Genomic DNA, 25,741 nt, shown 5'->3' with positions numbered 1-25,741 from the left:
TTCGGCTCAGCCGGCGGTCATGGCGTCATCGTGCCAGGTCCGGCCGTCGCGTTCGATCAGGGCAACGGACTGGGAGGGACCCCAGGTGCCCGCGATGTAGGGCTTGACGGTATCCCCGCGCGCGGCCCAGGCATCCAGGATGCTTTCGGTCCAGCGCCAGGCCGCCTCCACCTCGTCGCGGCGCATGAACAGCGTCGGGTTGCCCCGGACCACGTCCATCAGCAGCCGCTCGTAGGCGTCGGGGAACCGGCTCTTGAACGTCTCGGCGAAGCTCAGGTTCAGCGACGCCTCGCGCAGGCGCATGCCGCCGGGGCCGGGGTCCTTGGCCATCAGGTTCAGCCGGATGCTCTCGTCCGGCTGAAGCCGGACGACCAGCAGGTTCGGCGTGATCTCCCCGGCACCCCGCGGGAAGATCGAGTGCGGCACTTGGCGGAACTGGATGACGATCTCCGATACCTTGGCCGGCATGCGCTTGCCGGTGCGCAGGTAGAACGGTACGCCCGACCAGCGCCAGTTCTCGATCTCGACCTTCAGGGCCACGAAGGTCTCCGTGTTGCTGGGCTTGCCGCCGGACGAGGCGCCGGCCTCCTCGGCATAGGAACCGACCGCCGCCCCGTTGACCGCGCCGGCGCGATACTGGCCGCGCACCGTGCAGGCCGCGATGTTCTCGACCCCGATGGGCTTGAGCGACCGGAGCACCTTGATCTTCTCGTCGCGCACGGCCTCCTGGTCGAGCGAGACCGGCGGCTCCATGCCCACCAGGCAGAGCAGCTGCATCAGGTGGTTCTGCACCATGTCGCGGAGCGCGCCCGAATTGTCGTAGTAGCCGCCGCGCCCCTCGACGCCGACGGTCTCGGCCACGGTGATCTGGACGTGGTCCACATGGCCCGCGTCCCAAACCGGCTCGAACAGGGAATTGGCGAAGCGCAGCGCCAGCAGGTTCTGGACCGTCTCCTTGCCCAGATAATGGTCGATCCGGTAGATCTGCTCCTCGGCGAAGACGCTTCCCACCTCGTCGTTGATCCGCTTCGCGGATTCCAGGTCGCGGCCGATCGGCTTCTCCAGCACGACGCGGGATTTCTCGGTGACCAGGCCGAAGGCCTGGAGCCGTTCGGATATCGGGCCGAAAAGCTCCGGCGAGGTCGCCAGGTAGAAGACCCGGACGACGTCGTCCCGCCCGCTCAGGTGTGTCTGGAGCTCGTCCCACCCATGGGTCGAGGTCGCGTCGGCGGCGACATAGTCCAGCCGCGCGCCGAACCGCTCCCAAGTCGCCTCGTCGAACTCGTCCACATGCAGGTGGCGCCGCAGGGCTTCCTCGGCCTTGGCCTTGTATTCGGCCAGGTCGAGCTGGCTGCGGGAGATCGCCATGACCCGGCTTTCCGCGGTGATCTGGCCGGCCTTGTCGCGCAGGTAGAGGGCTGGCAGGAGCTTTCGGAGCGCCAGGTCGCCGGTCCCGCCGAACACGAGGTAATCGAAGGTTTCGACCGGAGCCGTGTGTGCAGTCATCCTTCAGCCTCCTTGCTTGTCAATCCTGATGGACGGGGGTTAGCCGGCCGGATCCTTGCCGACCAGCGCCGTCACGTCCGCCCGGTGCGGCAGCCCGGGGATCCCGCCTCGCTGCGTCGTCGCCAGGGCACCCGCGGCGTTCGCGAAAAGGCACATGGCATGGAGCAGGTCCGATGTCAGGGGTGCGTTCGGATGTTCGAGCAATCCGGTCAGAAGGCCGGCCATGAAAGCATCGCCCGCTCCGGTGGTGTCCACGGGATCGACCTTGAAGCTGGAAACCTTGCCCGCGACCTCCCGCGTCACGAAGGTACAGCCATGGCGGCCGTGCGTCACCACCATCAGGGCCGTCCCGGCGTGCATCAGGCTGCGGGCCCCCTCGACCGGGTCCGTCGCCCCGGTCAGGAAGTCCAGCTCGTCGTCGCTCAGCTTGACGATGGTCGCCCGCTCGATGCCCTCGCGGATGGCTTCCCGGGCACTGTCCGCGGTCGGCCACAGGTCGAGCCGCAGGTTGGCGTCGAACGACACGTGCAGCCCTTGGCCCCGAGCGGCGTCGACCGCCTGGAGGGTGGCGGTGCAGGATGCCTCCGGGATCAGCCCGATCGAGCCGAAATGGACCAGCTTCGCCTTGGCGATCGCGGAGAAATCGACGTCCTCGGGGCAGAAGCCGGCGCTGGGGTCGCCGTAGAACAGGAATTCGCGCTCGGCGTCCTCCGCCAGGGACACGAAGGCCAGCGGCGTGCGGGTCCGGCGCGAGCGGCGCATCAGGCTGACGTCGACGCCGGAGTCCTCCAGGGTCTTGATCAGGAAGCGGCCGAAGCCGTCCTCGCTGGCCCGTCCCATCAGCGCGCTGCTGGTTCCCAGCCGGGAGAGGCCCACCGCGACGTTGGCGGGGGCGCCGCCGGGAGCCTTCTGGAACGCGGTGGCCGTCAGCAGATCGGTGCCCGTGGTGACGGGGACGAAATCGATCAACAGCTCGCCCATGCAGATCGCGTCTGCCATGTGGACCTCTTCGACTGGACGTTGACGATGAAGAAACTGATCGTGAGGAAAAAGCCCCGCGCCGCACGAGGAGGATGGCGGACGGCGCGGGGAGAGTTTCGCGGCAAGCCCTTGGCTGCCCGCTTACTTCGACGTCCAGCCCTTGTACTGGCCGACATTCTCGCGGGTGATCAGCTCCGCCGGGATCAGCGTGGTGGCCTGGGCCGGCTGCTTGCCCTGAAGGATCTCGTTGCCGACCTCGACCGCCTTCTGGGCCATCGCGTAGGGGTCCTGGGCCGAAGACGCCTGAATCAGGCTGCCTTCCTGCTTCAGGGCACCCTCGATGTCCGGCGCGCCGTCGACCGAGGTGATGATCAGGTCGGTGCGGTTGAGCTGCTTGGCCGCCAGGTCGGCGCCGATCGCCTGGGGGTCGTTGATCGCGAAGACCGCGTCGATGTCGGGGAAGGCGGTCAGCAGGCCGATCATGATCTCAAGCCCGCCCTCGCGGGAGCCCTTGCCGTTCTGGTTGTCCGACAGGATCTTGATGTCGGGCGACTTGCCCAGGGCTTCCTTGCAGCCGTTGACCCGGTCGATGACGGCTGAGACCGGCGGGCCGTTCATGATCACCACGTTGCCCTTGCCCTCCAGCTTCTGCGCGATGTACTCGCAGGCCTTCACGCCGGCCTCGATGTTGTCGGTGGTGACTGTGGCGGCGGCACCCTTGGCGCTGACGTCCACCGCGACCGCGACGATGCCGGCCGCCTTCAGGCGGACCATGGCCGGCTCGATCGCGACCGGGTCGGCGGCGTTGACCAGGACCATGTCGACGCCCGACGCGATGAAGTTGTCGATCTGGGTCGATTGCTTGTTCAGGTCGTAGTCGGACGAGACGACCGTCACGTTGGTGTCCGGGCCGCCGATTTCCTTGGCCTTCGCCTCGGCGCCCTTGGCGATCTGGACGAAGAACGGGTTGCCCAGGCTGCCGACGGTGATGCCTACCGACTTCAGTTCGGCGGCCGAGGCCGGCGCCGCGGCGGCGGCGGTCAGGGCGAACAGGGCGGTGGCGGCGAGCAGGGATGACTTCTTGATCATGGTGTTTCCTCCGGTTCGGGAACTGTGTGGTTGCGGTTGGGCGTGACTGGGGCTCAGGCGGGTGTCAGGTGCGGGCGCTCCCCTTGTTGCGGTACCGGTCCAGCGCGACCGCGCCGACGATGACCAGTCCCTTGATGATGAGCTGCCAGACTTCGCTGACATTCATCAGGATCAGGCCGTTGGACAGCACCGCGATGATCAGCGCGCCCACCAGGGTGCCGAAGATCGAGCCGATGCCGCCGACGAAGCTCGTGCCGCCCAGGATGACCGCGGCGATGGCGTCCAGTTCGTAGCCCATGCCGAGCTGCGCGCCGTTGGCCGACAGGGTGCGGGCGGCGGACATGACGCCGGCGAGGCCCGCCAGCATGCCCGACATGGCATAGACGAAGAGCAGCACCGCCCAGACCTTGATGCCCGACAGCCGGGCCGCGTCCGGGTTGCCGCCGACGCCGTAGATCCAGACGCCCAGCACGGTGCGGCGCAGGATGAACCAGCTGATCGCGACCACCGCCAGGGCGATGACGACCATCCAGGGCACGCCGAACAGCTGGCTGTTGCCGATCCAGGCGAAGGGCAGGTTGGCGTTGAACACGGTGGTGTCGTTGGCCGCCAGCCGGGACAGGCCGCGGACCGCGGTCATCGCGCCCAGCGTCACGATGAAGGCGGGCAGGCGGAAGAAGGCGATCAGGCAGCCGTTGACCGCGCCCAGCGACAGGCCGACCAGCAGCGCCAGCGGGATCGCCAGGTCGGGCATGCCGGTCAGCGTCATGGAGACGGCGGTGACGGCGGACACCGCCAGCACCGCGCCGACCGCCAGGTCGATGCCGCCGGTCAGGATGACGAAGGTCAGGCCGGTCGCCAGCACGATGTTGATCGACGCCTGCTGCATGACGATCGAGATGTTCCGGGCGTTCAGGAACTTGCCCGTGGCGAACTCGAACCCGATGCAGATCAGGATCAGCACCGGCAGCATGCCGACGACCTGGATGATGGTGTGCAGGTTCTGCTTGCGGGCTGCCGCCGCGGCCGACTTCTGCTCGGCGATCTGGGTGTCGGCGCCCATCGTCTTCATCGAACACATGGGAAGACTTCCTCCTGGGTTTTTCTAGGCCGGCGTTCTGCCGGTGCGCTCAGAGCTGGACGCCGGTGGCCAGCGCCATGATGGCTTCCTGGGTGACGGGAGGGCCGTCGGCGCCGCCGACCTGCCCCTCGATATGTCCTTCGCGCATCACCAGGATCCGGTCGCAGATGCCCATGATCTCCGGCAGTTCGCTGGAGATCACCAGGACCGCGACGCCGCTCTGGGCGAGCTGGTCGATGATGCGGTAGATCTCGGCCTTGGCGCCGATGTCGACGCCGCGCGTGGGCTCGTCGAGGATCATCACGCGCGGCTTGGATTCCAGCCAGCGCGACAGCAGGACCTTCTGCTGGTTGCCGCCGGACAGGGTGCCGACGCCGACCGCCGCGCTGGCGACGCGGATCTTGAGCTCGGCGATGGAACTTTTCGCCCGGTCCACCGCCTTGCGGCGGTTGAGCACCCCGCCGCCGAAGGCGTCGCGGCCGATCACGCTGAAATTGATGTTGTCCTTGACCGACATGTCCAGGAACAGGCCCTGGTGCTTGCGGTCCTCGGTCAGGTAGGTCAGGCCGGCGTCGATGGCGTCCTTCGGAGTCCGGATGTTCACCTCCTTGCCGTCGATCCTGACGATGCCGGCGGTCCTGGGATCGGCGCCGTAGATCAGCCGGGCCAGCTCTGTCCGGCCGGATCCCACCAGCCCCGCCAGGCCCAGCACCTCTCCGGCGTAGAGCGTGAAGCTGGCGGGATGGACTCGCCTGCCGCCGTCGGTGATCCCTTCCACCGCCAGCATCGGCTGGCCCCGGGCGCGGCCGGCCTTGGCGACGTGGTCGTGCTTGTAGAAGCTGCTCAGGTCGCGGCCGACCATCATCTTGACCAGCTTGTCGGCGGAGATGTCGTCCTTCTCCAGCGTGCCGACATAGCTCCCGTCGCGCAGTACCGACACCCGGTCGGACAGCTCGTAGACCTCGGCCATGCGGTGGCTGATATAGATGATCGCCAACCCGTCGTCGCGCAGCTGGCGCATCAGGGCGAACAGCCGGTCGGTCTCGCGCGACGACAGGGTGGTCGTCGGCTCGTCCATCACCAGGATCTTGGACTTGGAATGGAGCGCGCGGGCGATCTCGACCAGCTGGCGCTCGGCAATCGACAGGGTCGCCACGACCGTCTCGGGGCCGAAGGTGGCGCCCAGCCGCTTCAGCACGTCGCGGCAGCTCTCCTTCATGCCGCGCCGGTCGATCAGGCCGCGCCTGGACGGCTCGCGGCCGAAGAAGATGTTCTCCGCGACGTTCAGGTTCGGCAGCAGGCTGAGCTCCTGATAGATGATCGCGATTCCGTGCTCGCGCGCCACATGCGGGTTGCTGATGTCGATCGCCTGGCCGTCGATCAGGATCTGGCCGCCGGGGTCGGCCTGGTAGGCGCCGGACAGCACCTTCATCAGGGTGCTCTTGCCCGCGCCGTTCTCGCCCATCAGGGACAGGATCTCGCCGCCCCAGGCCTTCAGGGCCACGTTGCTCAGCGCCTTGGTGCCGGGAAAGGTCTTGGAGATGCCGCGCATCTCCAAGGTCGGCGGACGCGTATCCTGTGTCTGCGCGCCCTGTGCATGCGGGCCAAGCGCGGTCGCACCCATGGTTCCCTCCGGTGAAGTCACGGTCGCCGTTGTTCCGGTCCCTCGACGGGGACGGGACCGGCCTATTGGTTGACGAGGATTTCCCTGCTCGGGCTGAAGTTCAGGTGCAGCGGCAGGATCGCGGCACCCAGGGCGGAAGCCTCCCGCCCGATCATCCCCAGCAGCAGCCGGGGCGGCTTGCGGGCTTCCGGCGTCGCCGCGTCCAGCAGCGGGACCAGCCGTTCCAGCAGGTCCTCCTTGATCGACTTCGGCAGGTCGCCGTCCAGGACGATCGCCTCCACGTCCAGGAGCCGGGCCGCCGAGAGCAGCGGGACCACCAGGGCGTCGGCGCAGTCCTCCAGCCATTCCCCGACCAGCCCGGGATGGCGGGTGAACGCCTCCTCGACCTCGCTCCGGCTGGAGATCGCGACGCCGTTGCCGCGCAGATGGCGGATCAGCGAATTGATCGAGGCGCGGGTCAGCAGGATGTCGTGGCTGCGCACCGGGTCCGGCGCGGTCGCGAGGCGGGAGCGCCCGACCGGCATCAGGCCGATGTCGCCGCCGTACCCGGTCGCCCCCCGGTAGTATTCGCCGTTCAGCACGATGCCGCCGCCGACCGCCGCGCCGACGAAGACATGGACGAAGCTGTCCAGTTCGCGCCCCCGGCCGCGGAACATCTCGGCGACCGCCGCCGCCGTGCCGTCGTTTTCCCGGAAGACCGGCAACCCGGTCTCGGCGGCGACGCGCGCCGAGATATCGACCTCGTTCCAGACCCGGTAGGCTTCGGACGCGATGTCCAGCTCCCGCCGCCAGCTTCCCATGTCGTAGGGGGTCGCGATGCCGATGCCGGCCATCCGGGCGGACGCGCCCTGCGGAACGCCCTTGCGCAGCGCCGCGATGTCGTGCAGCGCCAGGCCGACCGCCTCGTCCGGCATCGGGAAATCCAGCTCGTGGTGCCGCCGGTCCAGCACGTGGCCGCGGAAATCGACCAGCAGCGTATCGATCGACCGGCGGCCGAACTTGACGCCGATGGCATAGGCCCCGTCGGGATCGAGGGAGAGCAGGGTGGCCGGCTGGCCCCGGCCGCCGGAACGCTTGCCCTCGCTGCGGATCAGCTTGCGCTCCTCCAGCTCCTTGACGATCACGCCGGCGGTATTGTTGGTCAGGCTGACATAGCGGGACAGGTCGGCCTTGGAGGCCTGGCCCAGGCGGCGCAGCGCGTTCAGGATCACGCGCTCGTTGAACAGGCGGATATTGACCGAGTTGCTGCCCTGGCCGGTCGCGGGGTTGCCGTTCGACGGCGTACCCTGAAGGGTCGAATTCGACGCGCTGGTCACCACAACCGTCCTCCCCGAATGCCGCGCTTGAGCGCTTAACCTTGAGTTAACTTTTGCATGCTCCCTCTGGCCTGTCAATAAATAATTCAGTCTGAATTAATCGAAATGGCACCGGTGCGATCCGCTCGGGGGCGGTTCCGTCACGGGGTACGCCCCTTGACTCCTGCGAAGCGACAAGGCTAACAAACCATTAACGTTCCATCCTCCCTCAAAGTAGTCTCGGCCGGACGGCCCCAGGCCGTGCCGGCCGCCGCCAGGAGCGAGCCGATGACGATCTTCACCGAGCTTTACAGGAACTGGGCCGAATACGTGACCGACAGCGCGCAGCGCTCGGTCCTGTTCTGGGACGTCCTGCGCAAGCGCGGCAACATCGCGGTCGAGCATTTCGAACAGGGCAAGCCGCCGCTGCTGGCTTTCGAGCACGAGACGGTGCTGGACGGCAGGACCCTGGACCGGCCGGCCAACTACGCCCTGCTCCGCATCCTGCCCAGGCCGGGGCAGCGGATCGACCCGGCGAAGCGCCCGTTCATCATCGTCGATCCCCGGGCGGGCCACGGGCCGGGCATCGGCGGCTTCAAGGAGGACAGCCAGGTCGGATTCGCGCTCCGCTTCGGCCATCCCTGCTATTTCGTCACCTTCTTCCCGGAACCGGAGCCGGGCCAGACGCTGGAGGACGTGGCGCGGGCCGAGGCCCTGTTCGTCGAGACGGTCCGTGACCTGCATCCCGACAGCGACAAGCCCTGCATCTACGGCAACTGCCAGGCCGGCTGGGCCGTCGCCATCCTGAGCGCCGCCCGGCCGGAGATCATGGGGCCGATCATCCTCGCCGGGGCGCCGCTGTCCTACTGGGCGGGCGTCGAGGGATCGAACCCGATGCGCTACACCGGCGGGCTGACCGGCGGATCCTGGGCGGCGCTGCTCGCCAGCGACCTGGGCAACGGCCGCTTCGACGGCGCAAACCTGGTCCGGAACTTCGAGAGCCTGAACCCGGCGAACACCTACTGGACCAAGTACTACAACCTCTATTCCAGGATCGATACCGAGGAGGAGCGGTTCCTGGAGTTCGAGCGCTGGTGGGGCGGCATCTTCCTGATGAACCAGGAGGAGATCCTCGCCATCGTCAACGGCCTGTTCATCGGCAACAAGCTGGCGCGGGGCGAGATCGTCACGTCCGAGGGCGGCAAGACGATCGACCTGCGCAACATCCGCTCGCCCATCGTGATCTTCGCCTCGTGGGGCGACAACATCACGCCGCCCCAGCAGGCCCTGAACTGGATCGCCGACGTCTACGACAGCGCGGAGGAGATCCGCACGAACGAGCAGGTCATCGTCTATACCCTGCACGAGGACATCGGCCATCTCGGCATCTTCGTGTCGGCCAGGGTCGCGCAGAAGCAAACCTCCGAGTTCATCGGCGGCCTGGACTTCATCGACATCCTGCCGCCCGGCCTTTACGAGCTGATCATCGACGACAAGCGGCCGGACCTGCCCAACGCCGACCTGATCCCGGACCGCTACGTCATGCGGTTCGAACCGCGCGAGATCGAAGACATCCTCGAGCTGGACGACACGCGGGAAGACGAGCTGCGGTTCGAGACCGTCGCCCGCGTCTCCCAGGTCAACGAGGGCCTGTACGAGACTTTCGCCCGCCCCTGGATCACTCCCTTCGTAAACGAGGCGACGGCCCGCTGGCTGCGGCTGATGCATCCGGCGCGACTCGAACGCCTGATGGCCTCGGACTTCAATCCCTTCATGAGGCCGCTGGAGCCCCTGGCCGAGGCGATCCGGCGGGACCGGCGGCCGGCCGCTCCCGGCAATCCCTTCGCGGAGGCGGAGCGGCGGATGTCGGACGGCATCGTCCAGGCGCTGGAGGAGTACCGGAAGGCCCGCGACATCGGCTACGAGCGGATGTTCAAGGCGATCTACGGGGCGCCCCTGGTCGAGGCGGCCGTCGGCCTGCGCGCCGAGGGCGCGCGGCATGTCCGCCGCCGGGGCGACGCCGAGCTGCGCGCCGAGCTGGCCAAGGCCCGGATGGCATTGCTGGCGACCCGGATAGAGGAGGGCGGTCGGCTGGAGGCGCTGATGCGCTCCCTGCTTTATGTCTTCCGCGAGGACCGCCGCATGGTGGACGAACGCACCTTCCGGATGATGGAGCGGATCCGCGACGAGCGGCCGGAAGCCGGGAAGGTGAGCGTCGCCCAGGTGAAGGACTGCGTTCGCGTCCAGGCCGCCATCCTCCAGATCGACGAGGAGCGCGCGATTCGCGCCCTTCCCGGCCTCGTTCCCGACAGCGAGGGCCGCGAGCGCGTCCTGGACGCCGTCCGGCGCATCTCCGGGGCCCAGGGCGCCCTGTCCGCCAAGGCGCAGGCGCGCCTCGACCGAGTCCAGGCGGCGCTTGGGCTCCAGGAGCGGAAAACCGGACGGGCGGCCAACGCCTGACGGCGCTCCCAAAGGGTTAATCCCTCTGGCTCGGGGTGGAGAGCCGGCGTTTCGAGTCTACTTCCCTGGTCATCAGCGGAAGGAGAGTTGCGTTGAGCAAGATCAGTCAGAGACAAGGCATCGTCCGAAATGCCGTGATCTGCGTCGCTTCGGCAGGAATCCTCGTCGCCGCCATCGGCCAGGTCGGTGCCCAATCCCAGCGGCCGGTGTCCGCCGACCCGGCCGCCGTGGTCAAGGAGCGTGAATCGGCCATGAAATCCATGGGCGACGCGATGAAGAAGATCTCCGCCTACGTCAAGAACGAGGGCGGCACGGTCGAGGGGGTACGCGAGGGCGCCGCCGCGATCCGGCAGGCTTCTCAGAAGATCGCCCCCAGCCTGTTCCCCGCAGACACCGGCATCGGACGGATCGAGGGCAGCGAGGCCAAGCCCGAGATCTGGCAGCAGTGGCCGAAGTTCGAGCAGGCCGCCGCCCGGCTGGTGACCGCCGGCGACGAGTTGTCGTCCGCCGCCGAGGGGGGCGACCGCGCGGCGATCGCCCGGCAGTTCGCACAGGTCGGGCAATCCTGCGGCGGCTGCCACGACGACTTCCGCCAGAAGAAAAACTGAGCGTGGCTTCCTGGCTTCTACGCCTGGGCGTGCCGCTGGCCCTCGTGGCCGGCGGCGCCGCCCCCTCGATGGCCCAGACGGCCGGGGACGATCCGGTCAAGCGCGGCGAGTACATCTTCAACGCCGCCGGCTGCCTGGGCTGCCACACCGAATCCAAGGAAGCCCCCCGGCTGGCCGGCGGGCGGGCCCTGAAGACCCCGTTCGGCACCTTCTACGGGCCGAACATAACCCCCGACCCGGAGACCGGGATCGGCGGCTGGACCGACGAGGATTTCGTCCGCGCGCTGCGCGAGGGCCGCTCGCCGGACGGCACGGCCTATTTCCCGGTTTTTCCCTATACCTCGTTCACCCACCTGACCGACCAGGACCTGCACGACCTCAAGGCCTACCTGGATGCCCAGCCGGCCGTCTCGAAGCCGAACCGGCCCCACGACGTTTCGCCTCCCTTCGGCTGGCGTTTCCTGCTGCCGGCCTGGCAGGCCCTCTTCCTGGACCGCGGCGGCCTGCCGCCCGAAGCCGGCCGCGATGCGCGATGGGAGCGCGGGCGCTATCTCGTCCAGGCGGCGGGGCACTGCGGCGAATGCCATAGCCCGCGCAACTTCATGGGCGCCGTCGACCACGGCCGGATGCTCGCCGGCACGGCCGACGGTCCGGAAGGCAAGCCGGTGCCGAACATCACGTCCGATCCCGAGAACGGCATCGGCAAATGGTCGCCCGGAGAGATCGCCTTCCTGCTGGAGATCGGCATGATGCCCGACGGCGACTTCGTCGGCGGCGGCATGAACGAGGTGGTGGAGAACAGTACCTCCAAGCTGACCGCCGAGGACCGGGAAGCCATCGCGGCCTACCTGCTGACCGTTCCGCCGGGCGGGTGACCGGGGCCGGGCCTTCCTCGGGAAGGGCCGGCGCGCATCGAGGCGAAATACCCAACTTTTCGGGTTTCGTGAGAAAGCGGAGCACTTTACACTAATAACGAAGCTGTGGATGCGCCGAAGCGGCCTTTCCGGTCGCGGGCCCGGAGCCTTCACCAGGAAGCGGGGCCGGATCGGGCGCAGAGGTCCGTGGGGAGGAGGATAGATGCGCGTACCCGACCTGCGCCGACAGGCCGCTCGACGGGGTACGCCATGACGATCCTGTTCTGTGGCGATCCCCACGGCAGCTTCTCGCAGATCATCCGGGCCGTAGCCGTCAAGCGCCCGAAGGCGGTGGTGATCGTCGGCGACCATGATCTGGAGCAGCCGCTGGAAGAGGTGCTGGCTCCGGTCGTGGCGGCGGGGGTTCCGGTCTGGTGGATCCCCGGCAACCACGACGGCGACCGGGTCCACTGGTACAGCAATCTCTTCGACAGCGGTCTGGCGGACTTCAACCTGCATGGGCAGGTGGTCGAACTGGCCCCCGGCCTTCGCGTCGCCGGCCTGGGAGGCGTGTTCCGCGGGCGCATCTGGCATCCGTCGGAAGGCGACGGGACGCCGCGCTACCCAAGCCGCGACTCCTACCTGGATTCCCTGCCGGCGGGCCACCGCTGGAGGGGCGGGCTTCCCCTGGCGCAACGGGTGTCGATCTGGTGGGAGGATTACCAGAAGCTCAAGGCCCAGCGCGCCGACGTGCTGGTGTGCCATGAAGCGCCCAGCAGCCACAGGCACGGGTTCGCCGTGCTGGACGAGCTCGCCCGCTCGATGGGCGCCCGGACGATCATCCATGGCCACCACCACATCGGCTACCAGGTCACGCTTCCGGCGGGATTGCGCGTCGTCGGGATAGCGCGCGCCGGATTGTGGCGGCTCGCCGTGCCGGCCAGGGTTGCCCGCACCCGCCATGACGCGACACATTGTTAGAATACGAAGCTTCCGCGCGTTGATGTCGCAGCCCCGATCTGAAAACTTTTCCTAACCGAATTTTCCTTATCGTGACGCGAGCAACCGCCGCTTCGTGAACGATAATGATAAATGCTTCGCTGCTCCTTCTCGGCGCGGCCGCTGTCTTCGGGGGGGGACTCCCCACCGCTTGTCAATGATCCGAGTAGTGTCTGGGGGTGCCCCTTACGTCCGATGATTATGGTTCCCGACGGCCCGACACGCGTCAAGCCTGACCCTGCGGGTCACCGCCGATGGCGGCACGGGCTTGACTCGTGCCGTTCCGCCGGAAGCGCCGCCTCCATCGGATGTAAGGGACAGTATCACCTCCGCCCAGTTTCAGAGGCTTGCTTCAGGCGGCTTGGCGTGTCCGCCCGGCGCGTTGCGGGTCGTACAAGCCGCGGCCACGCAACATGGCGCAAGCGGTTTCCAGCAGCCGGTCGCCGACCGTGCGCAACGCCCGGCCATGACTGTGGCCGGCTTTGCGCAGGGCTTGATAGCGCACCTTGCAGGTGGCGTCGCATTGGACCGCGACACGGCTCCAATGATAGACTGCGTCGCGCAGACGCTGGCAACAGGCCTGACGCATCAGCACGATGCAACTCTTGCCACTACGCCGGGTCACCGGCGCCACGCCGGCCAGCGCCCGCAGGGCTTGATGGTCACCCGCCTTCAGGGGCTCGCCGGCCTCGACCAGCAGAGTGGCGCAGACGATCCTCCCAACCCCCGGCAAGGAGCGCAGGATCGTCACGTCGCTCTGCTGTGGCGGCTGCCCCGGCACCGCCTCCGGTTCCTCTGGAGAGGCCGCCAACTCGGTCAGGATCTGGTCGACCCGCCGCTCGGCCGCCGAGATCTGGCGGTTGACGAGGCGCAGCCGGTCGCGCAAAGCGCCGACATGGGCGCTCGCCGCCTCGACCGTGCCGGACGCCACCGTCAGCGCCGGACGACGCAGGCGTCGCACCACTTCGGCGGCGTCGAGCCGGCGAATCCGATGCTTCCTCAGCAGCTTGGCGATCGTGCTCTCGCGCACCCGGCGCGCCTTGGCCGGCGTTGGCGCCAGCGCCCAAAGATCCAGCAACCATGCCGCCGACAGATCGTCGGATAGGTCCAGAATCTGCGGGTAATAGCGCCAGAGCTGCTCGCGCATCCGATTGGTCAGGCGAACGCGCTCGTGCTTACACTCCTCGGTCATGCGCAGCCGTTCGCGCAGTTCGATCATTCTGGGCTCATCCCGCCTCAGGCGCCGGAAGCAGCGGGTATCGGTGCGCAGGCTGTCGCCCAACACCCGGGCATCGCGCCGGTCGTCCTTGGCTCCGGAAACTGAAAATCGGTCCCGGAAGCGGTCGAGTTGCTTGGGATTGATGGCGTGCACCGCGAAGCCGCGTTCCATCAGGCTCTCCACGACCGGACCGTGGGGCAGTTCGATGCCAATGCCGATGCGTTCCGGAGCGGCGCCCGTGGTCTCGATCAGCCAAGCCGCCAGACCGGCCAGTTCCTCGCCACTGTGGCGCACCGCGCGCTCCCCGCGTACCACGCCACGATCATCGACCAGGCAGACCTGATGAACCTCGCTCGCCCAGTCGATGCCGACATACCAGTCGAACATCTCACTCATTCAAGGGCTCCCATCCAAATGGGCCGCCGCAGCCTGGATCCACCCCTGTACTGGCGCTCGCTTGGCGCTGACTCCCCACTGGGCCTCAGCCGCGGCCTGCCGCCGGGGCACGCGTCCCCCCCAGGTGTTCGTGACACAGGGGGCAAAAGGTTGCTCCCGGCGGATCGGCCCGATCAGTCAACGGCGCTATGATACCGCTGACCATTCGACCCGTGAAGGGTACAGGATGGTTGGCCGGACGCCGGCGCCGACCGGGCCGGCTCCCGCCGCCCGGCCTCTCTCCCGCCGACCTGACCGGCGGAACATCCTCGCCCGCACCGTCCGCCCCGCACGGCGATGGCGGCGCGGACGATCCCACCCGGGCCGGCCAGCAGCTAATCCTCGACGCCATACCGTTCCCGGTCGCCGTCCTGCGCCGCTGCGACGAGGTCGTCCTCTACGTCAATACGCCGCTGGCCCGGATCGCCAACCAGGACGCCGCGTCCATGATGGGCCGCCGCTCCACGGTGAAGTACGCCAAGCGGGTCGACTACGAGGACGTCCAGGCAGCCCTGGAGCAGGCCGGCCGGATCGACGAGCGCGAAGTGAGGCTGCGCAATGCCGACGGCCGGATCTTCTGGGTCACCCTGTCGGCCGTCCTGATCCCCTACCATGGCGAGGACGCCTTCCTCGTGGGGTTCACCGACATCACGGCGCGGAAACAGGCGGAGGACGTCCAGCGCGAGCTGATCGACGCGGTACCCGTGCCGCTGGTCCTCGCCAGGACTTCGGACGCGAAGATCCTCCAGATCAACCGGCGGGCCTCCGAGCTGTTCGGGATCGCCTCCGACCTGGCCGTCGGGCGGTATGCCACGGATTTCTACGTGGTCGAGGAGGAGCGGCGGCGCCTGGGCGTCCTGCTGCGCCAGGACGGTCAGGTGGACGAATTCGAGGTGCAACTGGCCGACAGCATGAAGCGGCCTTTCTGGGCGCTGCTTTCCGCGCGGCTGTTCGACCACAAGGGCGAACAGGCCAGCCTGACCGCGGTCAACGTGATCAACGAGCGCAAGCGCATCGAGCAGGAACTGGCGGTCGAGCGGGCCATGCTGAAGGCCACGCTGGAGAACATGGACCAGGCCATGCTGATCACCGACCGCGACCTCCGGGTGATCGGCTGGAACCGGCGCTGCGTCGATCTTCTGGGGCTGCCCGCCGAATTCCTGGAGAGCGGCCCGACCAAGGACGAGATCGCCGGCTATCTCGCGGACCAGGGCGACTTCGACACCCTGCCCGAGTCGGAGATCGGACTGTTCCGCGGCGACCAGCGGGCGCTGCTCGAAAGCCGGCCGATCTACGAGCGGCGGCGCCCCAACGGGACCGTGGTGGAGGCGCGCAGCAACCGCCTGCCGGGCGGCGGTTTCGTGTGCAGCTACACCGACATCACCAAGCGCAAGGCCGCCGAGGACGAGCTGCGCGCCTCGAAGGAGGCGGCGGAGCTGGCCTATTCCAGCCTTCAGCAGGCCAAGAACAGCCTGATCCAGGCGGAGAAGATGGCGGCGCTCGGCTCCCTGGTGGCCGGGGTGGCGCACGAGATCAACACGCCGATCGGCACGGCCCTGACCGCGGCGTCCCACCTGGGCGAGCGGACGGCGGAGTTCCGCGCCCAGTTCCAGGGCGGCAAGCTTAAGAAGTCCGAAGCCGAGCGCTACCTGGAAACCGCGGTCGAGACCTCCGCGATCATGGTGGCCACCATCGGCCGCGCGGCCGAGCTGATCCAGAGCTTCAAGCAGGTGGCGGTTGACCAGTCCACCGACATCCGGCGCCGCTTCAACCTGTCGGCCTACATCGCCGAGATCCTGCTCAGCCTGAAGCCGCGCCTGAAGCAGGCCCAGCACGCCGTCGTGGTGGACTGCCCGCACGACCTTGAAATCGACAGTTATCCGGGTGCATTATCGCAAGTGCTGACCAACTTCATGATGAACTCCCTCCTCCATGGCTTCTCTGAAGGGCAGATCGGAAAGATCACCATCTCCGCCCAGTTGCGCGACAGCGCCACCGTGGTGATACGATATGCCGACACCGGCCGGGGCATCCCGGAAAAGAACCTGGCGCGCATCTTCGAACCCTTCTTCACCACCAGGCGGGGAACGGGCGGGACCGGACTGGGACTGCATATCGTTTACAACATCGTGACCCAGAGCCTGGGCGGCACCATCGACGTGATGAGCGAAGTGGGCCAGGGCGCCGCCTTCATCCTCGCCATTCCCAGGACCGCTCCGGGTCAAGTGGAGCTTTGGATCGACGAGCGATGACAGCCATCGACGGAGACATCGGCGAGGACGACGACCTGCTGTTCGCCGAGGAGACGGACGGCGAGGGCGACGAGGCCTCCGCCCCGCCGGGTGACGACCCGACGGCGAACCGGCGCAGGACCAAGCCCTGGAAGGTGATGATCGTCGACGACGACCGGGAGGTGCACGCGATCACCAAGGTCGTCCTCAGCGACTTCGTCTTCGACGAGCGGCCGCTCGAGTTCATCAGCGCCTTCAGCGCGTCGGAAGCCTGCCACCTGATCCTGGAGCATCCCGACACCGCGGTCGTGCTGCTCGACGTGGTGATGGAGACCGACGACGCCGGCCTGCGCTGCGTCGAATTCATCCGGCGCACGGCGGGGAACGAGCAGGTCAGGGTCATCCTGCGCACGGGCCAGCCGGGACAGGCGCCAGAGCGGCAGGTGATCGTCAACTACGACATCAACGACTACAAGTCCAAGAGCGAGCTGACCTCCCAGAAATTGTTCACGGCGGTGGTCGCCGCCCTGCGGTCTTACCAGCACATCGTCAGCATCGACATGAGCCGGCGCGGGCTGGAAAAGATCATCGACGGATCGGCCTCCCTGTTCGAGCACCGTTCCATGAGCCAGTTCGTCGAGGGGGTCCTGCTCCAGCTCCGCTCGCTGATCCACGGGGCGACCGGATCGCTGCTCTGCACCGTGTGCCAGGACGGCGATGCCGCGCCGGTCGGCGCGCTCCGGGTGCTCGCCAGCTCCGAAATGCTCGGCGTGGAGTCCGGGCAGCCGCTCGAACGGATCCTGTCGGCCGATGCCATCTCCGACATCCGGCGCTCCCTGGACGAGGGGCGGAACATCTATTGCGCCGACCACAGCGTGATCGTGTTCCGCTCGCGCAACCATTCCACCAGCGTCGTCTACCTGGAGGGGCATCCGCCCCTGGGCGACCTGGACCGCAACCTGCTGGAGATCTTCTGCGGCAAGGTCGCCATCGCCTTCGACAACGTCTATCTCTACGAACAGGTGCTCAACGCCCAGAAGGCGACGGTCTATGCGCTGGGCAAGCTGGCCGAGTTCAAGGACGAGATCACCGGCCACCATGTCCGCCGGATCGAACGGCTCACCGGCCTGATCGCGGCGGAGCTGAAGGCGCGCGGCGCCTTCCCGGGCGAGATCGACGACCGTTTCGTCGACCAGATCGGCCTCGCCAGCATCCTGCACGACGTCGGCAAGGTCGGCCTGCCAGACAGCATCCTGAACAAGCCGGCCCGGCTGACGGAGGAGGAGATGGCCGTGATCCGCCAACACCCCACCATCGGCGGAAACGTCCTGCGCGAGGTCGCGAAGATGGTTCCGGGCCGCAGCTATCTGAGCCTCGGCGCCGAGGTGGCGGAAACCCACCATGAGAAATACGACGGTACCGGCTATCCCGCCGGCCTGAAGGGCGAGGCGATCCCGGTCGGCGGCCGGATCACCGCCGTCGCCGACGTCTACGACGCCCTGATGCACAAGCGCCCCTACAAGGAGGCCTGGACCCTCCAGGACACCATCGACCATCTCAAGTCCCAGAGCGGGACCCACTTCGACCCGCTGGTGGTCGACGCCTTCCTGACGATCCTGGACCGCGGCCTGGACGAGGAGGGGATAGGCTGACCGCGGGACCTACGGGTGGGGGCGGCGTCCAGAGGTCCCCATGAAGCTGCCACGGCGGTGCCGGTTACTCTCGGGAAGCGATGGGTCGATCGAGCATCCCGCCCATGACGTCCGCCGGGACCGGCCGGCTGTAATGATAGCCCTGGCCGAACGTGCATCCCAGTTCCCGGAGCGGCCGGATCAGGTCGGCCGTCTCGACGCCTTCCGCCACCACCTCCATGCCCATGCGGCGGGCCAGAGTGATGATGGTTTCGACGATATGATGGGTGCGTCCCACTTCGCCCAGCGCCCGGACGAACGACTGGTCGATTTTGAGCACGTCGAACGGGAACTTGTGCAGGTAGGAAAGGCTGGAGTAGCCGGTCCCGAAATCGTCGAGCGCCAGGGTCACGCCGAGGTCCTTGATCCTGCACATGACTTCGTAGGCCTGGTGGGGATCGTGGACCAGCGCCGTCTCGGTCAGCTCGACCTTCAGACGGTCGGCGGGGAAGCCGGTCATCGCCAATCGCTCCGCCAGGCCGGTCACCACGTCCATGTCCGTGAAATGCTGCGACGACAGGTTGACGCTCAGGAAGGGCAGGGGACGGTCGCCGGCCGTCCGGCGCAGCAGCGCGCAGGCATCCGCCATGATGGCCAGGTCGATCTGCCGGATCAGGCCGCTCTTCTCGCCCAGATCGATGAACTCGCAGGGCGGCACCAGGCCGCGGTCGGGATGGCGCCACCGGGCAAGGGCCTCGAACCCGGCGAGTTCGCCGCCCGCGATCGTCACGATCGGCTGGAAGAACGGCTCGAACTCCCCGGCGCCGAGGCCGCGTTCCAGGTCGTGTTCGCGGTGAATCCAGTTCAGCGCCGATTCGCCGCGCTCGGTGCCGCCGGTGGGCGCCGACACCACCAGATGGTTCGCCGTCCCCCGGTCGCGGCCCGGCAGGTCGTTGAGAAGCCCGCTCTGCGCCTGCCTGAACCGGCTGATCAGGCTGCCGAGCAATTGCCCGACGACCGGCTCCACCTCCTGGATGCGCCGCTTCAGCTGATCCCGCCGGATGATCAGCACCTCGGTCTCCTCCGTCGCCCGGGCCGCGGCCGACCGGACGCTGTCGTCCAGCACCGCCATCTCGCCGAAGATCTCGCCCCGGCCGAGGGTCGCCAGCGTGATGTGGGTCCGGTCCCGGGTCGCGCAGATCTCGACCTGTCCCCGTTCCACGATGTAGGCGCAGTCGGCGGGCTGTCCCTCGAAGAAGATCGTTGCACCTGGTCGAAACGTCTTGCGGATCAAGGGAGGGTCTCCACGATGGGTCGCCGGCTGCCGGAACGGAATAAAGCAATTTCAGGAAAATACGGCTTAATCCGAATTCTGTAAAGATGGGCCGAACCGGTCAAATAATCTGGCGACGGAGTCTTATCGTTCGTAAGGCAAACGGAGTTTTCCGTTCGTAACGGGGCGGGACAGCTGCTCCAAGCCTTGGATTTTTCTTGCGTGATATACATATCGGTGCCGTCACTCGAAGTAAGCGCATAGGTTTGTTGGTTAACTTTGTAATGGGTTGTAACCTCCACAAGGGAGCTGGCGATGGCCGCAATCGAAAGCCTGAAGGCGATTCTCGACAAGACCTACGAAGGCATGACGCCCAAGCAGCTGATGTCGCAATCTCCTGCCGCCCTGGCGGGCGTGACCGAAAGCGACGCGCTCAAGCTCAAGGAAGCCTTCGGTATCGACACGATCGAAGAGCTGGCGACGTGCAAATACTTCCTGTGGGCGCAGGCGCTCCACGTCCTCGCGAAGACCGAGAAATAGGACCTCGTCCCGCCGCGATCCGGAGGAGGCCGCGGCGGGGCCTTCGTCACCCGTCTCCATCCCCCGGGCAGCGATTCCGGCAGTCGTTCCCGGCGTTTCGGATCGATGATGCGGACGCGGAAGAAAAAGGTGGAGTTTTGCCTATCGAAAGTTTTACCTCTCCTGGCCGCACATCCCCGTAGGAAGCCAGGACATGCCGACCACAGCCAGGAAGCTCTATACTCCCGCCCGGTTGCCTTCGATCCCGCCGGGAGTGGCACCGCCGTTCCATCAGGCGGCGCTGTCCAGCTGCGTGGTCCATCACCTCGTCGATCCCGCCAGGGTAGTCGATCTCTTCGAAGGGAGCGGGCTGCGGCCAGCCATTTTCGGCGACCGCGCCTCGGTCAGCTTCGGCTTCCATGTCCATGCCGCCTTCCGATCCGCCGGGCTGAACCTGCCGCCCGAACACTGGTCGCCGTCGGCGGCCGGGATCGTCCAGGAGTTGGAACTGAGCATGGTAGCCTTTCCGGAAGGCCGCGGGGGCGAGGTTCCCGACGTTACCATCGACCAGTGGCTGATGGGCGACGATCAGACCAAGCTGCTGGGAAACCACCGCCTGTTCGTGCCGTGCGACGATCCGGCAGCCGTCGCGGTCGGCAGGGACCTGTTCGGCGACCCGACGTTCCTGACCGGCTTCCTGGTCAACCTGCCATCGCCCGATCCTGTCCGCGACGGCACGGCCGCGACTGCCGAGACGGAGTGGATGCAGACCTGGGGCTTCAGGGTCGGCGATCCCGACGAGCCCGACCACTTCATCTTCACCGCCCTGGTCGATACCACCGGCCTGACCCCGATCCCCGGCACGATCTCCCCGGTCACCCGGTACGGCGTTTCCGCGGCCGGCCCGGTCGGCTGCCGCTGGAGCGTCGCCCGGCCCTTCGACACCTACTTCATCGCCGATGCCGGACCGACGGATCGCGTGCGGCTGACCTACGGCGCGAGTTCCCATCCGATGGGCATCGTCATGCGGGACCTGCTGGAAGGAGCCCAGGCCTACGCGGTCCAGACATTCCAGTCCGACCCGGTCGCGGTCCGCAGCCGGCCTTACCTCCTGACGCCGCGCTGAGGATATCGGGATCGGGCGTGACGGCGACTCACGGCTTGACAAGCGGCGGCGATGCACTGAGGATCGGCGTATTCCCAGGGGAGCCCCGATAGGGGGCTGAGATTCCGTCGGCCTAGCGGCAACGCGGAGACCCTTTGAACCTGATCCGGGTCGTGCCGGCGTAGGAAGGGGAGAGGGCGAGGACTCCGCGCCCGGTCTCATCATATCCATCGCTGCATTCCGGATCTCCGCTCGCAATCGAAGCAGGAGATCACGATGCCGAAAGACAGCAATCCCACCGTCACCGTTTCCACCGGGCCGCTGCCCGCGTCGCGCAAGGTCCATGTTCCGGGCGCGCTGTACCCGGACCTGCGGGTGGCGCTGCGGGAGATCGACCTGGAGCCGGGCAGCGGGGAGCCGCCGGTCCGGGTCTATGACAGCTCCGGCCCCTACAGCGATCCGGCTGCTGAAATCGACATCGCCCGCGGCCTGCCCGCGCTGCGCGCCGGCTGGATCGCGGCCCGCGGCGATACCGAGGCCTATGACGGCCGGCCGGTCAAGCCGGAGGACAACGGCCTGCGCCAGGGCCAGCGCGCCAACCTGGAGGAGTTCTCCGGCCCCGCCCGCAGGCCGCTACGCGCACGGGCCGGCGCCGCCGTGACACAGATGGCCTATGCGCGGCGCGGCATCGTCACGCCGGAGATGGAGTATGTCGCGATCCGGGAGAACCTCGGCCGGCAGGCGGCGCTCGATGCCGTGCCGGACGGCCGGTCCTTCGGCGCCGCGATCCCCGACCATGTCACCCCCGAGTTCGTGCGCGACGAGGTGGCGAGGGGCAGGGCGATCATCCCGGCCAACATCAATCACCCCGAGATCGAACCGATGATCATCGGCCGCAGTTTCCTGGTCAAGATCAACGCCAACATCGGCAATTCCGCCGTCGCCTCCTCCGTGGGAGAGGAGGTCGAGAAGATGGTCTGGGCGACCCGCTGGGGAGCCGACACCGTGATGGACCTCTCGACCGGCGCCAACATCCACACCACCCGCGAGTGGATCATCCGCAACTCCGCCGTGCCGATCGGCACCGTCCCGATCTACCAGGCCCTGGAGAAGGTCGGCGGCCGGGCCGAGGAACTGACCTGGGACATCTACCGCGACACGCTGATCGAGCAGGCGGAGCAGGGCGTGGATTACTTCACCATCCATGCCGGGGTCCGGCTCGCCCACATCCCCCTGACCGCGCGCCGGGTGACCGGCATCGTCTCGCGCGGCGGCTCGATCCTCGCCAAGTGGTGCCTGGCGCACCACCGGGAGAACTTCCTCTATACCCGGTTCGACGAGATCTGCGAGATCATGCGGGCCTACGACATCAGCTTCTCGCTGGGCGACGGGCTGCGGCCGGGCTCCATCGCCGACGCCAACGACGCGGCGCAGTTCGCCGAGCTGGAGACGCTGGGCGAACTGACCCAGGTCGCCTGGAAGCACGACGTGCAGGTCATGGTGGAGGGGCCGGGCCATGTGCCGATGCACAGGATCAAGGAGAACATGGACCGGCAGCTCGACGTCTGCCGCGAAGCGCCCTTCTACACGCTCGGCCCGCTGACCACCGACATCGCGCCCGGCTACGACCACATCACCAGCGGCATCGGCGCCGCCATGATCGGCTGGTTCGGCACGGCGATGCTGTGCTACGTGACTCCGAAGGAGCATCTGGGGCTGCCCGACCGCGACGACGTCAAGGTCGGGGTCGTCACCTACAAGATCGCGGCCCACGCCGCCGACCTTGCCAAGGGGCATCCGGCGGCCAGGCTGAGGGACGACGCGCTCAGCCGCGCCCGGTTCGACTTCCGCTGGCGCGACCAGTTCCACCTGTCGCTCGATCCCGAGACGGCGGAGCGGTTCCATGACCAGACCCTGCCGGCCGAAGGCGCCAAGTCGGCTCACTTCTGCTCCATGTGCGGCCCGAAATTCTGCTCGATGAAGATCACGCAGGAGGTGAGGGAATACGCCGCCTCCGGCATGGCCGGGATGTCGGCGAGCTTCCGCGCCGGCGGCTCGGAGATCTACCGTCCGGTCGACTGACGGGAATGTTGCGCGGGATCTTCTATCGGTATAAATTCCTTATTCTGTGAACCTCGTTCCTAAAGGAGTTGTGCCATGCAGTCCCCGTCCCGCGCAGCGTCCGCCTCCCCGGCGGCAGGGTCCGTCCGGCCCGATCCCGCCCCCTCGATCGTCCTGACCTTGCGCCAGGAGGCGTTCTGCGCCGCGATGGTCCTGGGGGTCGGGGGTGCTGAGGCGGCCCGCCGGGCCGGCTACTCGCCCAACGGCGCCAAGCAGCGCGCCGCCCTGCTGATGCGCCAGCCGGAAATCCGCGTGCGCATCGACCAGATACGGACGGCCCGCAATGCCCATCGCCAACTCCGCCTGGACGACGCGGTCGCCGTGGTCACGGAGATCCTCGACGGTGCCCTGAAGGCGAACAGCTTCGGCCTCGCGTTCAAGGCGGTGGAATTCCGCCTGAAGCTGGAGGGCATCATCCAGGACAAGCGGATCGCCCACCATTATCACCTCGACGTCGTCCATCCCGACGCCGACCTGGAACGGCTGGACTGCGATCCGGAAGAGGAACTTGATCATATCCGCTTCCCCGCTCCCGAATCCGCCCCACGATCCGCCCCACGATCCGCCCCACGATCCGCGCCGACATCCGCGCCGGTCGCCGCTCCCGCGCCCGCGCCGCCGGTTCAGCCAGTCGAGGCGATGACCAAGGATGACCTTAGGGGCAAGCGGAGGATGACCCGGCGCTTCGACGACCTCCCGTCGGCCACCGCCCTCTCGTCCATACCCGGCCTGATCCCAGGCCCCAGGCCCCGGGGCTTCGACCCCGGGCTTACCGCTGCCTGAGCGGCCGGAGACCGCGCTTTCGCCCCGTGCCCGAGAGGGAGCATTGACAGGGCCGGGCCCTGCCGCCGATAGTGCGCCCGCTCGATGGTGCCGGGCGGCGTGACGCCGACTGGCCGCCAAGAGGGAATCCGGTGGGGGCGCGTCAGGCCGCCCGAGTCCGGAGCTGCCCCCGCAACTGTAAGCGGCGAGCGGGTGTCGTCCATCTGAAGCCACTGGTGCCCTCGGGCATCCGGGAAGGCGCTGGCGCCCGCATGGACCCGCGAAGCCAGGAGACCTGCCGTCGAGCGCCGTCGTTTCAATCACGGCCGGGCGGGGTGCACCGGCGGAGGTGGGGCATGATGTCGATTCCAGAAGACCCCTCGGGAGCGCCGCCCGGCGTGACCCTCGTCCTAGGCGGCGCCCGGTCGGGCAAGAGCCGCTTCGCCGAAGCCATGGCCGAACGGGCGCCGCGCCCGGTCTATCTCGCGACCGGCAGGGCGTGGGACACCGAGATGGCGAGCCGCATCGACGAGCACCGCGACAGGCGCGGCCCGCGCTGGACCACCGTCGAGGAACCGCTCGACCTCGCCGGCACCCTGCCGGGCCTCGCGTCGCCCGACGCGGTCGTGCTGGTCGATTGCCTGACCCTGTGGGTCACCAACCTGATGCTGGAGGAGCGCGACGTCGCGCACGAGACCCGAGGCCTCGTCGAATGCCTGCCGGCCCTGACCGGCCCCGTGGTGTTCGTCTCCAACGAGGTCGGGCTCGGCATCGTGCCGGACAACGCCATGGCACGCGCTTTCCGTGACCATGCCGGCCGCCTCCACCAGGAGGTGGCGGCGGTGGCCGACAGCGTCTATCTCCTGGTCGCGGGGCTGCCCGTGACCGTCAAAAGCAACCGTTAGGAACCTTCCTTGAGCACCAAGATCCCCGCGACGGTCGTCACCGGCTTCCTCGGCGCCGGCAAGACCAGCCTGGTCCGCCACCTGATCGAGAACGCCCGCGGCCGCCGGCTGGCCCTGATCATCAACGAGTTCGGCGACCTCGGCGTCGACCGCGAGCTCCTGGCCGGCTGCGGCGTGGAGAACTGCCGGGAGGAGGACATCGTCGAGCTGACCAACGGCTGCATCTGCTGCACCGTCGCCGACGATTTCCTGCCGACCATCGAGAAGCTGCTGAACCAGCCGCAGCCGCCCGACCATATCGTCATCGAAACGTCCGGCCTGGCGCTGCCCAAGCCGCTGGTCAAGGCGTTCGCCTGGCCGGAGATCCGCACCCGCGTGACGGTGGACGGCGTGATCGCCGTGATCGATGCCGAGGCCGTCGCCGCCGGCCGTTTCGCCAGCGATCCCGATGCCGTGCAGGCCGCGCGCGAGGCGGACGACTCCCTCGACCATGAAAGCCCGCTGGAGGAGCTGTTCGAGGAGCAGGTCCAGTGCGCCGACATGGTCGTCCTGAACAAGGCCGACCGGGTCGATGCCGCCACGCTGGAGGCGGTGACGGCCACCGTCGCCAGGCACCTCCGCCCCGCGGTCAAGACGGTGGTGTCGGTCCAGGGCGGCATCGATCCGCTGGTCCTGCTGGGAATCGGCGCCGCGGCGGAGGACGACCTGGACAGCCGGCCGTCCCACCACGAGATGGAGGGCGAGGACCACGACCACGACGATTTCGACAGCTTCGTGATCGGGCTCGGCGCCGTGCGGACTCCGGAAGAGGTCGAGGCACGCATCCTGTCCGCCGTCGCCGCCCACGACATCCTGCGGATAAAGGGCTTCCTGGATGTGGCCGGCAAGCCGATGCGCCATGTGGTGCAGGGCGTCGGCGACCGCATCCAGCGTTATTACGACCGGCGCTGGAAGCCGGAGGAGGAGCGCCGGAGCGAGCTGGTGGTGATCGGCCAGCGCGGGCTCGACCGGGCGGCGGTCGAATCCATCCTGCGCGGCTGAGC

The 25,741-nt window shown here is 67.8% G+C and carries 20 protein-coding genes and 2 riboswitches; of the genes, 12 read left to right on the top strand and 8 right to left on the bottom strand.

The window, feature by feature from the left end; translation table 11 throughout:
* Positions 1 to 6 precede the first annotated feature (6 nt).
* From zwf to IGS68_RS15185, 6 genes are all read right to left on the bottom strand, one after another.
* Entirely contained in the window at positions 7 to 1,506 is a 1,500-nt protein-coding gene (gene zwf, locus IGS68_RS15210) for a glucose-6-phosphate dehydrogenase (protein ID WP_201070552.1), read from the bottom strand.
* A gap of 39 nt (positions 1,507 to 1,545) precedes the next feature.
* On the bottom strand, positions 1,546 to 2,505 hold the full coding sequence (locus IGS68_RS15205; protein ID WP_201070549.1) for a PfkB family carbohydrate kinase: 960 nt from the start codon (positions 2,503 to 2,505) through the stop codon (positions 1,546 to 1,548).
* A gap of 123 nt (positions 2,506 to 2,628) precedes the next feature.
* A complete protein-coding gene (locus tag IGS68_RS15200; protein ID WP_201070547.1) occupies positions 2,629 to 3,576 on the bottom strand; it encodes an ABC transporter substrate-binding protein in 948 nt (315 codons plus the stop codon).
* Positions 3,577 to 3,640: 64 nt separating this feature from the next.
* Positions 3,641 to 4,657, bottom strand: a complete 1,017-nt coding sequence (locus tag IGS68_RS15195) for an ABC transporter permease subunit (protein WP_228435369.1) — start codon at positions 4,655 to 4,657, stop codon at positions 3,641 to 3,643.
* Positions 4,658 to 4,706: 49 nt separating this feature from the next.
* Positions 4,707 to 6,281 (bottom strand): sugar ABC transporter ATP-binding protein, encoded by a 1,575-nt coding sequence (locus tag IGS68_RS15190; RefSeq protein WP_247880868.1) that lies wholly within the window; start codon positions 6,279 to 6,281, stop codon positions 4,707 to 4,709.
* A 62-nt stretch (positions 6,282 to 6,343) separates the two neighbouring features.
* Positions 6,344 to 7,597: an ROK family transcriptional regulator gene (locus IGS68_RS15185; protein WP_201070545.1), complete on the bottom strand. Its 1,254-nt coding sequence runs from the start codon at positions 7,595 to 7,597 to the stop codon at positions 6,344 to 6,346.
* A gap of 267 nt (positions 7,598 to 7,864) precedes the next feature.
* Between IGS68_RS15185 and IGS68_RS15180 the strand changes: the two genes are divergently transcribed.
* The 4 genes from IGS68_RS15180 (at position 7,865) to IGS68_RS15165 (ending at position 12,479) form a co-directional block, all read left to right on the top strand.
* Entirely contained in the window at positions 7,865 to 10,036 is a 2,172-nt protein-coding gene (locus tag IGS68_RS15180) for a DUF3141 domain-containing protein (RefSeq protein ID WP_201070543.1), read from the top strand.
* A 92-nt stretch (positions 10,037 to 10,128) separates the two neighbouring features.
* Complete coding sequence (locus IGS68_RS15175; protein ID WP_201070542.1) at positions 10,129 to 10,644, top strand: c-type cytochrome; 516 nt, start codon at positions 10,129 to 10,131, stop codon at positions 10,642 to 10,644.
* 2 nt (positions 10,645 to 10,646) lie between these two features.
* On the top strand, positions 10,647 to 11,519 hold the full coding sequence (locus IGS68_RS15170; protein ID WP_247880867.1) for a cytochrome c: 873 nt from the start codon (positions 10,647 to 10,649) through the stop codon (positions 11,517 to 11,519).
* Between the two features lie 249 nt (positions 11,520 to 11,768).
* Complete coding sequence (locus IGS68_RS15165; RefSeq protein ID WP_201070541.1) at positions 11,769 to 12,479, top strand: metallophosphoesterase family protein; 711 nt, start codon at positions 11,769 to 11,771, stop codon at positions 12,477 to 12,479.
* Positions 12,480 to 12,849: 370 nt separating this feature from the next.
* Here the strand turns inward: IGS68_RS15165 and IGS68_RS15160 are convergent, their stop codons facing one another.
* The gene (locus IGS68_RS15160; protein ID WP_201070323.1) at positions 12,850 to 14,112 is read right to left on the bottom strand and encodes an IS110 family RNA-guided transposase; all 1,263 of its coding nucleotides are present in this window, start codon (positions 14,110 to 14,112) and stop codon (positions 12,850 to 12,852) included.
* A 230-nt stretch (positions 14,113 to 14,342) separates the two neighbouring features.
* On the opposite strand from IGS68_RS15160, the gene IGS68_RS15155 reads away from it, so the two are divergent.
* Positions 14,343 to 16,403: a PAS-domain containing protein gene (locus tag IGS68_RS15155; RefSeq protein ID WP_201070537.1), complete on the top strand. Its 2,061-nt coding sequence runs from the start codon at positions 14,343 to 14,345 to the stop codon at positions 16,401 to 16,403.
* On the top strand, positions 16,400 to 18,034 hold the full coding sequence (locus tag IGS68_RS15150) for a DUF3369 domain-containing protein (protein ID WP_201070529.1): 1,635 nt from the start codon (positions 16,400 to 16,402) through the stop codon (positions 18,032 to 18,034). Before IGS68_RS15155 ends, IGS68_RS15150 begins: the two co-directional genes overlap by 4 nt.
* Before the next feature lie 64 nt (positions 18,035 to 18,098).
* Here the strand turns inward: IGS68_RS15150 and IGS68_RS15145 are convergent, their stop codons facing one another.
* A complete protein-coding gene (locus tag IGS68_RS15145) occupies positions 18,099 to 19,307 on the bottom strand; it encodes an EAL domain-containing protein (RefSeq protein ID WP_201070526.1) in 1,209 nt (402 codons plus the stop codon).
* Positions 19,308 to 19,601: 294 nt separating this feature from the next.
* Between IGS68_RS15145 and IGS68_RS15140 the strand changes: the two genes are divergently transcribed.
* The 6 genes from IGS68_RS15140 (at position 19,602) to cobW (ending at position 25,739) form a co-directional block, all read left to right on the top strand.
* On the top strand, positions 19,602 to 19,826 hold the full coding sequence (locus IGS68_RS15140) for a hypothetical protein (RefSeq protein WP_201070515.1): 225 nt from the start codon (positions 19,602 to 19,604) through the stop codon (positions 19,824 to 19,826).
* 193 nt (positions 19,827 to 20,019) lie between these two features.
* Complete coding sequence (locus IGS68_RS15135) at positions 20,020 to 20,931, top strand: hypothetical protein (protein WP_201070513.1); 912 nt, start codon at positions 20,020 to 20,022, stop codon at positions 20,929 to 20,931.
* Between the two features lie 66 nt (positions 20,932 to 20,997).
* A riboswitch (TPP riboswitch) is annotated at positions 20,998 to 21,116 on the top strand.
* A gap of 70 nt (positions 21,117 to 21,186) precedes the next feature.
* Positions 21,187 to 22,992 (top strand): phosphomethylpyrimidine synthase ThiC, encoded by a 1,806-nt coding sequence (gene thiC / locus IGS68_RS15130; RefSeq protein ID WP_201070511.1) that lies wholly within the window; start codon positions 21,187 to 21,189, stop codon positions 22,990 to 22,992.
* Positions 22,993 to 23,067: 75 nt separating this feature from the next.
* Entirely contained in the window at positions 23,068 to 23,814 is a 747-nt protein-coding gene (locus tag IGS68_RS15125) for a terminase small subunit (protein ID WP_201070509.1), read from the top strand.
* 68 nt (positions 23,815 to 23,882) lie between these two features.
* Positions 23,883 to 24,110, top strand: a riboswitch (cobalamin riboswitch).
* A gap of 39 nt (positions 24,111 to 24,149) precedes the next feature.
* Positions 24,150 to 24,698, top strand: coding sequence for a bifunctional adenosylcobinamide kinase/adenosylcobinamide-phosphate guanylyltransferase (gene cobU, locus IGS68_RS15120; RefSeq protein ID WP_371821778.1), 549 nt, complete (start codon positions 24,150 to 24,152; stop codon positions 24,696 to 24,698).
* Between the two features lie 9 nt (positions 24,699 to 24,707).
* Positions 24,708 to 25,739: a cobalamin biosynthesis protein CobW gene (gene cobW, locus IGS68_RS15115; RefSeq protein WP_201070507.1), complete on the top strand. Its 1,032-nt coding sequence runs from the start codon at positions 24,708 to 24,710 to the stop codon at positions 25,737 to 25,739.
* The last annotated feature ends 2 nt before the right edge of the window (positions 25,740 to 25,741 follow it).

Source organism: Skermanella sp. TT6 (assembly GCF_016653635.2).
Classification (GTDB): Bacteria; Pseudomonadota; Alphaproteobacteria; order Azospirillales; family Azospirillaceae; genus Skermanella; species Skermanella cutis.
The sequence above is the reverse complement of the archived record's forward strand: the minus strand, read 5'-3'. Positions and strand labels throughout refer to the sequence as shown.